Annotated in this window: 7 protein-coding genes; 5 read left to right on the top strand and 2 right to left on the bottom strand. The window is 68.3% G+C overall.

Annotated elements, in window-relative coordinates:
- On the top strand, nt 1-253 hold a 253-nt coding region (locus tag MKL20_RS20240), incomplete at its 5' end, for a transposase (RefSeq protein WP_244038182.1).
- On the opposite strand, the gene MKL20_RS20235 is transcribed toward MKL20_RS20240, so the two are convergent.
- The gene (locus MKL20_RS20235; RefSeq protein ID WP_244038181.1) at nt 231-497 is read right to left on the bottom strand and encodes a hypothetical protein; all 267 of its coding nucleotides are present in this window, start codon (nt 495-497) and stop codon (nt 231-233) included. The genes MKL20_RS20240 and MKL20_RS20235 overlap by 23 nt on opposite strands.
- Nucleotides 498-994: 497 nt before the next feature.
- On the opposite strand from MKL20_RS20235, the gene MKL20_RS20225 reads away from it, so the two are divergent.
- The 3 genes from MKL20_RS20225 (at nt 995) to MKL20_RS20215 (ending at nt 8,140) form a co-directional block, all read left to right on the top strand.
- Nucleotides 995-5,740: a S8 family serine peptidase gene (locus MKL20_RS20225; protein WP_279594886.1), complete on the top strand. Its 4,746-nt coding sequence runs from the start codon at nt 995-997 to the stop codon at nt 5,738-5,740.
- A gap of 429 nt (nt 5,741-6,169) precedes the next feature.
- Entirely contained in the window at nt 6,170-6,517 is a 348-nt protein-coding gene (locus MKL20_RS20220; protein WP_244038180.1) for a hypothetical protein, read from the top strand.
- A 228-nt stretch (nt 6,518-6,745) separates the two neighbouring features.
- Nucleotides 6,746-8,140, top strand: a complete 1,395-nt coding sequence (locus MKL20_RS20215) for an FAD/NAD(P)-binding protein (protein WP_244038179.1) — start codon at nt 6,746-6,748, stop codon at nt 8,138-8,140.
- 21 nt (nt 8,141-8,161) lie between these two features.
- Here MKL20_RS20215 and MKL20_RS20210 read toward each other — a convergent pair whose 3' ends face one another.
- Nucleotides 8,162-8,683 (bottom strand): helix-turn-helix domain-containing protein, encoded by a 522-nt coding sequence (locus tag MKL20_RS20210; protein WP_244038178.1) that lies wholly within the window; start codon nt 8,681-8,683, stop codon nt 8,162-8,164.
- A 262-nt stretch (nt 8,684-8,945) separates the two neighbouring features.
- Here MKL20_RS20210 and MKL20_RS20205 point away from each other — a divergent pair, with 262 nt between their 5' ends.
- Nucleotides 8,946-11,294, top strand: coding sequence for a TonB-dependent siderophore receptor (locus MKL20_RS20205; protein WP_244038177.1), 2,349 nt, complete (start codon nt 8,946-8,948; stop codon nt 11,292-11,294).
- Nucleotides 11,295-11,297 lie beyond the last annotated feature (3 nt).

The following is an 11,297-nucleotide window of genomic DNA, read 5'->3' as shown; positions in this document are numbered from 1 at the left end:
CTGGGTGCACGACGGCGTCCTCGACGCGATGCAGACGCGGCTCGCCCGGCTGCCGCACGCGATGAGGAGCTGTCGCCAGACCGTCGAGCACCCGTTCGGCACGCTGAAGGCCTGGATGGGAGCGACCCACTTCCTGGCCCGGTCCTTGGCGAAGGTCAGAACCGAGATGAGCCTGCAGGCTCTGGCCTACAAGATGAAGCCGATGATCCAGATCTTCGGAGTCGGTCCGCTCATGGCGTCCAGCCGCGCTTGAGGCCCACCACCTCGATCCGCCGCGCGAATCCCCGCGATCTCCTCAACCCCTGACGATCAGCGTTCTCACACGGCCTCGGTCGGTAGCGGACTTCGAAGATCGGCGCGAGGTGATCCCGCCACGCAGGGCCCAGCACGTCCGGATCGTCGGGCGGCTTAAAGCGCAGGCAGGCGATTCGCATATCCACAGCGATGCCATCGCCGGCCGGGGCGGTGATTTCGTTCTCTGATTCTTCAGAAGGCATCGACGCAACCGAAGTCTCGTTTTCGTCCCGTCACGACGATGATGGCGCCTCAAACATGGGCTGCGAAGCAGCGATGCCACGCACGCCCCGAACTGAGCCACGCTTATTCCTACGGTCACTCGTTTCGTCGCGTACCAAGCGGCGATTCGTCTTGACACGCTGTCGATGCAACCTGCGACTGATGACAATTTCAGTCTAGAATCATCACCTCAAATTGAGATTCTTTGCTCGTTGCACAACTTTGCTTATGTCTCACTGATGCTTTCAGATCACATGCAGATAAAGCCAAAATTTGTAACCTCAAACAACGTTGATTCTGCGCAATGTCGAGATAAACATGCCTATCACGATCATCGATTCTCTGATTTTTTCTATATATTGCGAGCACACAGATGGGCATCGAGCAAAAGTCATCAGTTTTTGCTGACGATTTCAAACTTGGGCGGCCACGATCGCTCTCGTTCATGCGTCGAAAAGGGTCTTCGCGGCGCAGACTCATGCTGGGCTGCTCGCTCGCCGTGTTGGCCACGGCGATTGGGCCGGCTGCCGCGCAGGGTATCCCGGCGCGACGGTCTCCCTTCACCCTTGGTCTGACCGCCTCGGATTTCGACACGCCCGAGTACCGGGCCGATTGGGGCCTCGCCCAGATCAATGCCGCGACGGCCTACGCCCGCGGCTTCACCGGCGCTGGTGTGCTGGTGGCGGTCTACGATACCGGCATTGATCGAACGCACCCGGAATTTTCCGGCCGCATCTCGGCCGCTTCGCGAAATTTCTTCTCGGCCTCTGATTTCACCTTCTTTCCCAATTTCATCACGGACGAGCAGGGCCACGGTACGCACGTCTCAGGCACGATCGGTGCGGCCCGCAACGGCGTCGGGACCATGGGCGTCGCCTACGACAGCACGATCCTGACCCTCTACACGCTCCCCCCCGCTTACTGGTGGACTACGTTCTCCGATTTTCGAGTCAACGGCCCCGCGGCGATCGATTACGCAACCCAGCGGGGTGCCCGGATCTTCAACGGGAGCTATGGACCGGCACTTCCGAAATTATACATCGAGGACAACCAAGGAAACTGGATCCCAAATCCCGATTATGTTGAATTACAGTTCCAAGAATATCTTTTAAATCGGACCAAATACCAATACGACGCGCTCAAACGAGCCGCCGATAACGGTATGCTACTCGTCTTCGCGGCCGGCAACGATCGCATCGACCAGCCTGTCATCTCCGTGAACCCGAGCGGCGCGGCACTCTATCCGTATATCCGCCCCAGCAACGCCAACAGCGGCGTCTACCAGTTCTACGATGACGCGGGTCGTCCGATCGACCAGAGCAAGATCGATTTCTCCGGTCTTGCCGGCTCGATCGTTTCCGTCGTCGCCACCGATCGTAACAACAAGATTGCCTCGTTCAGCAATTGGTGCGGCGTAACGGCCGCTTGGTGCATCGCAGCGCCGGGGGTCCGCATCCTGTCGACTGCCCCTGATGGGAACTACCAGTTGATGAGTGGCACCTCGATGGCGACGCCGCATGTGTCTGGTGCGGCCGCGGTGCTGACGCAGGCCTTCCCGTTCCTGACGGCACCGCAGATCGCCCAGACGATATTCACCACCGCGACCCATCTCGGTGACGGGCCCAGCAACGTCCCGAATGCCGTGTATGGCTGGGGCCTGCTCAACCTTGGCAAGGCGATCGACGGACCGGGGCAGTTCACCTCCACCTGGACGGTCAACACCACCTACAAGGGCCAAACCTATTACGGACGCTTCGCCAACAACATCTCCGGGGTCGGCGGCCTGATCAAGACAGGCGCCGGCATCCTGGATCTGGCCGGTACCAACAGCTACGCCGGCGGCACCGCCATCAACGGTGGCGTGCTCGGCGTCCTGGCCGACCGCAACCTCGGCGCGGCGAGCGGCGGGCTCGCCTTCGGCGGCGGCACACTGGAAGTGCTGACCGACGGCTTCGCCACCGCTCGGCCGGTGACCCTCAACAGCACCGGCACGCTCCAGATCGATACCGGGACCGCGCGTTTCGCGGGCAAGATCACGGACGGGACCAAGGCGGCGGGCGCGCTCATCAAGACCGGGCTCGGCACCGCCAGCCTGTCGGCGGCCAACACCTATACCGGGCCGACCAGCGTGGCGGCGGGCACGCTGGCGCTGACGGCGACCGGCCGCCTCGTCTCGCCGATCACCGTCGGCAAGGCCGGGAGCTTCCTGAACGCCGGCACCGCCTCCGGCAGCCTGGCGAATGCCGGTTACACGGCCAACGCAGGTACGATCGCCGGCGGCGTGAGCAATACCGGCTTTCTGACCACCAGCGGATGGATCTTCGGCGGCCTCACGAATGCCGGCTACACGACCAACACCGGCACCATCGGAGGCCGGGTGACCAATGCTGGCCTCTTGACCACGCGAGGCACCCTCTCCGGCGGACTGACGAATGCCGGATACACGGCCAATGCCGGAACGATCGCCAGCGGCGTGAGCAACACCGGCATCCTGACCACCAGCGGATGGATCTCCGGCGGCCTCACGAATGCCGGCTACACCGCCAACACCGGCTCCATCGCCGGGCGAGTGACCAATGCCGGCGTCCTGGCGACCAGCGGCACCGTCTCCGGTGGACTGGCAAACTCCGGCTACACGGCCAATGCCGGCACGATCGCCGGCGGGGTAACCAATACTGGAACCCTGGCGACCAGCGGCACCGTCTCGGGCGGACTGGGGAACTCCGGCTACACGACCAATAGCGGCACGATCGCGGGCGGCGTGACCAATACTGGCACCCTGGCGACCAGCGGCACCGTCTCCGGCGGCCTCGCGAATGCCGGCTACACGGCGAATCGCGGGACCATCTCCGGCGGCGTAGCGAATGCCGGCACCCTCACCACCAGCGGCACGCTCTCCGGGGGCGTGACCAACACCGGCACCCTGATCGCCAGCGCCGGTCGGGTCGATGGCGCGATCCGGAACACGGCCGGCACCTTCACGGTCACCGGCACGGTCGCCAGCGACAACGCCTTCACCAACGCCGCCGGCGCCACCCTGGCGGTGGCGGGGGGCGGCGCCTACGGCCTGGCCGGCGCCCTCAGCAACGCCGGCACGGTCGCGGTCTCGGCCAGCGCGAGCCTCTCGGCCGCCGAGATCGGCAATGCCGGCCTGCTGGTCAGCAACGGCACCCTGAACGGCCCCGTGTCCAATACCGGCACCGCCCGCCTGTCCGGCCAGCTCAACGGCGCCCTGAGCAATACCGGCTCCCTGCTGTTCACCGGCCCGATCGCCGGGATCACCACGTTCGCCACCACCGGCCCGCTCGACCTCGGCGGCGGCGCCTTCAGCATCGCCAGCCTGTCCGGCTCGGCCACGGCCGTGCTCGGCAACGGACGGCTCACGGTGGGCGGATCCGGCTCCTCCACCTATGCCGGCACCATCGTGGACGGCGGCAGCGCCACGACGCTGACCAAAATCGGCACCGGCACGCTCAACGTCACCGGCTCCGGCCGCTTCTCCGGCCCGACCACGATCCAGCAGGGCACGCTGGCACTCAACGGCGTCTGGACCTCGCCGGTCACGGTGGCGGCCGCCGGCACCCTGCGCGGCACCGGCACCATCGCCGCCCCGGTGGCGGTGGCCGGCGCCCTGCGGCCCGGCAACTCGCCCGGTACCCTGACGGTGGCCGGCCCGGTCAGTTTCGCCCCCGGCAGCGTGTTCGGGCTCGACATCGATGGGACCGGCACCGGCGCCGGAGCGGGCAACTATTCTCGGCTGCTGGCGCTCGGCCCGAGCGGCGCGGTGGCGGCCAACGGCACCCTGGTGCCGAGCTTGCGCGGGATCACCGGCAATGCCGGCAACGGCTTCACCCCGGCGCTGGGCCAGCGCTTCTCCGTGCTGGTGGCGCAGGCGGGGCTGGGTGGCTCGTTCAGCGGGCTGGCCCAGCCGACAGCCGGCTTGGCCGCCGCCACGCGCTTCGACGCGCTCTATGGGGCCACTGGCCTCGACCTGGTGGTGACGCCCGCCGCCTACGGCAACCTCGCGCCCCTGGGTCTGGCCCAGAGGGGCAATGCCCGGACGGTGGGTGCCGCCCTCGACCTCGCCCGGCCGGACGCCGGCACCCGGCCCGACGCCGCCCGGGCGCGGGTCTACGACCCGCTCTACGCCGCCGCCCCCGCCACCCTGTCCGGCTCGCTCGCGAGCCTGTCGGGCCAGAGCTACGGCGACGCCCTGGTCGCCGACCTGACCGCGCGCCGTCTGGTCGCCGCCACGATCGACCGGCATCTGACCCTGGGCGGTGGCAGCGCCAGCTTCAGCACCGGCGGCGCCGGGCTCGGGCCGAACCGCACCGCGCTCGACCTGCGCGGCGGCGCCGGAGCCCCGGACCAGCCGCTGGCCGCCGGCGAGGGCCGGATCTGGGCGGACGCGCTCTACGGCTTCGGCAGCCGCGGCGGCGACCACGCCGCCGGCGGGGCGGATCTCGATGCCGGTGGCCTGCTGCTCGGGGTCGACCGCCAGGTCGGGCGCGACACGCTGGTGGGCGGCACGTTCAGCTACCTGCGCGAGACCGGGGCGTCCCGGAGCGCCGGAGCGGGCCTCGGGCTCGGGTCGTTCACCGCTGACAGCTACGGCGGCACGCTCTACGGCAGCACCCGGCTGGGCGCGGTGGTTCTGCGCGGCACCGCCGGCGGTGCCTATGCCGACGGCCGCGTCAATCGGACGGTGACGCTGGGCTCGGCCCTGGTGCGGGCGAGCGGCGCGCCGGGCGGAGCCGATCTCGGCCTGTCCGGCTTTGCCGGCTACGCCATCGGCACCGGCCTGCCGGTGGAGTTCGTGCCGGAACTGGGCTTCAGCTACGACCGGCTGAGCCGGGGCCGGGTGGCCGAGCGCGGCGGTCTGGTCCCGCAGGCCTTCACCACGGCGGCGTTGGAGGGGGCGCGGATCCTGGCGGGCGGCCGACTCGCCAGCCTCGCGGTGGACGAGACCGCGGGTCTGCGCCTCGACGCGCGGGCGTACTGGGCGCACGAGCTGGCCGACACCGCAGCGGTGGTGCGCTCCAGCCTGTTCGGGGCGCCATTCTCGACCCGCACGAGCGCGCTGGCGCGGGACGGGGCGGTGCTTGGCGTGAGCCTGTCAGGCCCCGTGGCGCAGGGCGTGTCCCTCTCGGCGAGCTATTCCGGCGAGGTCCGCCCCGGCGCCAACGCCCAGGTCTTCTCCGCGGGATTGCAGGCCGCGTGGTGAACCCCTCCTCCGGCCGCGACCGCTCCTCGATCAGCTGCGGCCGGGACCTTTTGCCCCGATCCGCTGGGATATGGGCCGGCTGTGGGTAGCCGGGGCCGGTGCTTCGATCCGCCCTCGGTTGGGGAGGGCTGGCAGGCTCAGATCGCCTTCAACGCGGTCGCTGCGAAACGCTCTCCGCCGGAGCGCGGCAGGCGGTTGGCTCGACGGTAGCGCTGCCGTTCGATTGGCAGCGTTCGGTCTCATCGTCGGCGCGATGTGGCTCTCATCAGACGCATCCCCTTGCCGAGACGAAAGACCTGACTGGCCGGCGTGTCGGATTTAACCATGACGCGCGGGGTTTGCGTGCATCGCCGATAGAAATGCAACTTTCGATTGCATTTCTATCGGCGATCGCGGACCATCGGTGGCGTGCGATCGAGAGGGGCCGCCATGTCGACGATCATGGATCGCCAATCCGGACAGTCGTGGAACGCGATGCGCCGCGAAACAATAACCGCGGCGGCGGCAATCGGATTTCTCGCCGGCGGGGGCGCCCGGATGGTGACCGACCTCGGTGATGGGCAGCACGTCGTCATCGGAGCGCTCTCCCTATCGCTGGGAGCAATCGCGGCGGCGGTGCTGGCGGGTATCGTGGTGAACTTGATCGCCCTGCCGGCGCTGAGCTGGGTTCTGCCCGGACGCAGGTTGCCGGCGCGTGCCTACCGGGTAGCCGGGGCACTGTCTTGGGTCGCGGCCTTCGCGGGCGCCTTCGTGCAGTTCACGCCCGCGTCGGTTTAGAGGCCGCCGCGGAAGAGCGACGCCGTCGCTGAAGAACCCACGGTGGTGGATCGGTGCGATAGGTGGATGTTTCACGGGAAACATCCGCCTGGGCCTCATCATCTCGGGTCCGACTGACTTGCCCCTATCAGGGCCGCCGATCTCCTGACGTGTATCAGCCCACCCCGCCGGGGTTGCGCGCACGCCGCGTGCCTGATCGAAGATCCCCAAAATCCTCGGGGATGCTCCGTGATCGCGACATCGACTCCAAGCCCTCTGCGCCTCGCGATCATCGGCGGCGGCTTCACCGGCGCGGTGCTCGCCATCCACGCGGTGCGGGCCTCGACGGGGCCTCTCGACATCGTCGTGCTGGAGCCCCGGGCCGAACTCGGGCGCGGGGTGGCCTATAGCACCCGCGACCGCAGCCACCGGATCAACGTGCCGAGCGACCGTCTCGACATCGCTGCCGGCGAGGCGGGGACCGCGACCGCGTGGCTGCATGCGCACGGCATCCTGCCTGATCCCGAGAGCGAGGATGCCACCGGCGCCTACGTGCCCCGGGCCGAATACGGTGCCTATATCGGTGACGTTCTGGCCCGGACCCTCGCGGCGGCAGCGGGCCGGGTGCGCCTGCGCCATCTGCGCACCACCGCCACGGAAGTGCGGGACTCGGATGGGACCTGGACGATCGTCACCCAGGCGGGCGAGCGCGTCGCGGCCGACCGGGTCGCGCTGTGCTTCGGTCATGCTGTACCCGCCCTGCCCTGCCGGCTCGGTCCGGGCGTCGCGGATTCTCCGCACTTCGTGGCCGATCCCTGGGCGGCCGACGCGCTCGCGGGGATCGGCCCGGAGGCCTCCGTGCTGGTGGTCGGTACCGGATTGACCATGGCGGATGTCGTGACGAGTCTCGGCGCCGGGGGGCATCGCGGCCCGATCACGGCCGTGTCCCGGCGAGGCCTCCTGCCGAAGACGCATGGGGTCTTCAAGATGGATCTCGATGTGGTCGGCGGGCAGCGGCCTGCCACCGCCCTGGAGCTGCTCCGAATGATCCGGCGGCAGATCTCGGCGGTGGATCCGGCTCTGGGCTGGCACGCCGTGGTCGATTCCCTGCGCCCGGCCCTGCCCGATCTCTGGGGCGATCTGCCGGCCGACGAGAAGCGGCGCGTCGTCCGCCGCCTGCTGCCGTTCTGGGAGGTCCATCGCTTCCGCATCGCGCCGCAGATCCAGGCGGCGTTGGCCCGCGCCCAGGCGGAGGGGCGTCTCGCCGTGGAGCGGGCGGCCATCACCGGCCTGGATCTCGGCACGGACGGGGGGCTGGAGGCCGAGCTGCGGCGCGGCCGCGGCGAGACCGAGCGGCGCCGGTTCGACGCGGTGGTGCTGTGCACCGGGCCCGAGCGCGATGTGGCGCGCAACCCGCTGGTCGCCGCTCTGCTGGCCGACGGGACGGCCAGCCTCGACGCGGTCGGGCTCGGTCTTGCCGTGGATCGTCGCAGCCGCGTGCGCGATGCCTCGGGCCAGTCCCGGCCCGGCCTCTACGCCTTCGGGCCGATGACGCGAGGCAGCTTCGGCGAGATGACCGGCGCCCCCGACATCGCCCAGCACATCGAGCAGACGGTAGGCGGCCTGCTCGCCGGCGAGCCCTGAGAACCGGTCACCGAACCGCTGTCAGGATTTGGTGCTGGCGTTCCGGAGCGCGGCCGCAGCCTTCACGATCGACAGGATGCCGTTGCGCGTGGTCTGGTCCGGAATGGACCGGAAGGCCGCCACGAGTTCCATGATCGCGGGATCGTCGAAATAGGTCTGGATGGGCACGGCGCCGGCATCCGCCGACACCTTGTCGGCGAAAAACGTCTCGACCGGGACCTTGAGCAGGTCCGCGATCATCTGCAGGCGGCTGGCGCCGACGCGGTTGCGGCCCTTCTCGTATTTCTGAACCTGCTGGAAGCTCACGCCGATGGCGTGACCGAGCGTCGTCTGGCTCAGCCCCTGCGCGGCCCGGATCGCCGCGATGCGGCTCCCGATCGCGCGATCGGCGTCTGTCGCCAGCTTCGGTTTGGTCACGGTCATCATGTCGAAACGGTCTTTCAGGGCGTGCGGGCGAGGTCGGCCGCGATCCAGGCGGTTTAACTGTGTCGTGCACGATTGAGTTTCGCGCGGCAATGCAACCCCCGCTTGTGCGACGCGCATATCTTGGCCGTATCGGTGAGCCGATGTCTCCGCGTCATCGCGTCCTCGGGCGGGGCGATCCGCGCGCCGAGATGCACCCTAACCCTCGGGGTCGGCTGGCATGGATCCTACAACTTGGAATAGGTCCAAGTTATATTAGAATTGCTCCATAACATAGCAGTTGCCTAGACCAATACTCTGATGCCAACACGATCACGACGGCGTGAGGCCGCGGTTTTCGTAGGATGCACGGGGGTTTCGTGCTCGTATTAGAGGCGTCTGAATGAACCGGTCCCGGCCCGTATCGACCTGGAACGCCATCGAACGGTCGCTGGCCGGTTCCCTGTATCTGGCGTTGCTCTCGACGACTTGCGCCGTGGTCGCACCGGGCGTCGCCTGGGCCCAGACCGCGCCCACCACCGATATCGAGCTGTCCGAACTGAGCGTGACCGGCGAAGGCAGCGGCCGGACCCTCAACGGCGACCTGTACGGCGCCCGCGGGGCGGTCGGCTCGGTTCCCGGCTACGTAGCCAGCCGCAGCACGGTCGGCACCAAGACCGACACCCCGATCCTGGAGACGGCGCAATCCATCTCGGTCGTCGGCCGTCAGCAGATCGAGGACCAGAACGCGCTGACGGTCACGCAGGCTTTGCGCTACACCCCGGGTGTCTTCGCCGAGTCGCGCGGCGGTGCCGGCTCGACCCGCCTGGAGCTGTTCAACATCCGCGGCTTCGCGGCCCCGGTCTTCCTGGATCAGATGGCGCTCATCAGCGGGCGCGACGCCAACACGTCGATCGACGTCTACCGTCTGGAGCGGATCGACATCATCAAGGGGCCGGCCTCGGTGCTGTACGGGCAGTCCGGCCCGGGCGGCATCGTCAACCTGGTTTCGAAGGTGCCGCAATTCGTCAGCCACGGCGAGGTCTTCATACAGGGCGGCGGCTTCAACGAGGTCCGCAGCGGCTTCGACATCGGCGGCCCGATCGCGTCCGACATCCCCGGCTTGGCCGATCAGTTCGCCTACCGGGTGATCGGGCTCGGCTGGAACGGCGACGGGCCGGCGGCGACCACCAAGGTCGAGCGCGCCTTCATCAACCCAAGCATCACTTGGCGCCCGTCCACCGACACGTCGCTGACCCTGATCGGCAATTACCAGCGCGATCCGTTCTCGGGCTTCTACGGCGGCTTCCCGGCGGTGGGCACCGTGTTCCCGCGCAACTTCGGCAGCGGCCTGTACGGGCGGCTGCCAGTGAATTTCTACGACGGCGATCGCAACATCGAGCGCTCCGACCGGACCCAGGCCTCGATCGAGTACCTGTTCGACCAGCGGATCGGCGAGAACCTGCGGTTCCACTCGGCCGGGCGCTACCTGCGCACCCAGGGCGACTACCGCAGCGTCTACGGTGCCTTCAACGACCGGAATGGCCCGACCGCCACGGGGCCGCTCCTGGCGCGGTCGATCATCGGCACCAACGTGGCGGCCGAAGCCTACACGATGGACAACAACTTCATCGCCGAGTTCGATACCGGGTTCATCGCACACACGGCGCTGCTGGGCGTCGATCACCGGACCTTCAGCACCCGGACCAGCGGCACCCCGTTCCCGAGCGCCCCGGACCTCAACATCCTGGCGCCGAACTATGCCATGAACATCGCCTTCCCGGCCTTCAACACCACCGCGCGGGTCGATGCCCAGCAGACCGGCGTCTACTTTCAGGACCAGGCGAAGTTCGATCGCGTCGTGCTGACGCTCGGCGGCCGCTACGACGTCGCCCGCCAGACCGGCCCGACCCGCAGCTTCTCCGGAAACACCAGCACCTTGACGCTCCAGGACGCGCCCTCCGACGCCCTGACCTATCGTGCGAGCCTGCTGTACAAGTTCGACAGCGGCGTGGCGCCGTACGTGTCCTACAGCCAGGCCTTCGAACCGATCGTGAGCGGGCGCGTGTTCGACAGCGCCTTCGGGTCGGTGGGCCGCGTGCCCGACCCGGTCCGCAGCGACCAGTACGAGGCCGGCATCAAGTATCAGCCACCGGGCACCGACATTCTGCTGACCGCCGCAGTCTTCGACATCCGCCAGTCGAACCGGACCTCCGCGGATCCCTTGCGCCAGGGCTTCGTGGTCCAGACCGGCGAAGTCGGCGCCCAGGGCTTCGAGTTCGAGGCGCGGGCCAACTTGGCCGAGGGCCTGACGCTGATCGGCGGCGTCTCGCTCCTCGACATCCGCAACGTGCAGGATACCGGCAACACGACGAACGACCTCACCCGGCTGTCGGTGCCGCTCCAGGGGCGACGCCCGGTGCAGGTGCCGGACACGACGATCTCGCTGCTGGCGAACTACCGCTTTACCGACGGCCCCCTGCTGGGCCTCGCGCTCGGCGGCGGCGTGCGCTACCTCGGCCCGTCCTGGGGCGATCCGGCCAATACCTTCCAGGTGCCGGAGAGCGTGGTCGTCGACGCGCTCGCATCCTACGACATGCGGCACCTCGCGCCGAGCCTGGCGGGCCTCACGGCGGAGCTGAACATCAACAACCTCCTGGACGAGCGCTTCGTCTCGAGCTGCCTGTCCTACTCGGCCTGCTTCTACGGCCTGCCGCGCACGGTCTATGGAACCCTGCGCTACCGCTGGTGAGGC

This window comes from Methylobacterium sp. E-066 (genome assembly GCF_022829635.1).
Taxonomy (GTDB): domain Bacteria; phylum Pseudomonadota; class Alphaproteobacteria; order Rhizobiales; family Beijerinckiaceae; genus Methylobacterium.
Note: the sequence above shows the minus strand (reverse complement) of the source record. Positions and strands in the feature narration are given on the sequence as shown.

Bases quoted from the DNA above. Each gene is read 5' to 3' on its own strand.
- MKL20_RS20235 (WP_244038181.1), bottom strand. From the start codon at position 497: ATGCCTTCTGAAGAATCAGAGAACGAAATCACCGCCCCGGCCGGCGAT.
- MKL20_RS20225 (WP_279594886.1), top strand. From the start codon at position 995: ATGCTGGGCTGCTCGCTCGCCGTGTTGGCCACGGCGATTGGGCCGGCT.
- MKL20_RS20220 (WP_244038180.1), top strand. From the start codon at position 6,170: ATGTCGACGATCATGGATCGCCAATCCGGACAGTCGTGGAACGCGATG.
- MKL20_RS20210 (WP_244038178.1), bottom strand. From the start codon at position 8,683: ATGCGCGTCGCACAAGCGGGGGTTGCATTGCCGCGCGAAACTCAATCG.
- MKL20_RS20205 (WP_244038177.1), top strand. From the start codon at position 8,946: ATGAACCGGTCCCGGCCCGTATCGACCTGGAACGCCATCGAACGGTCG.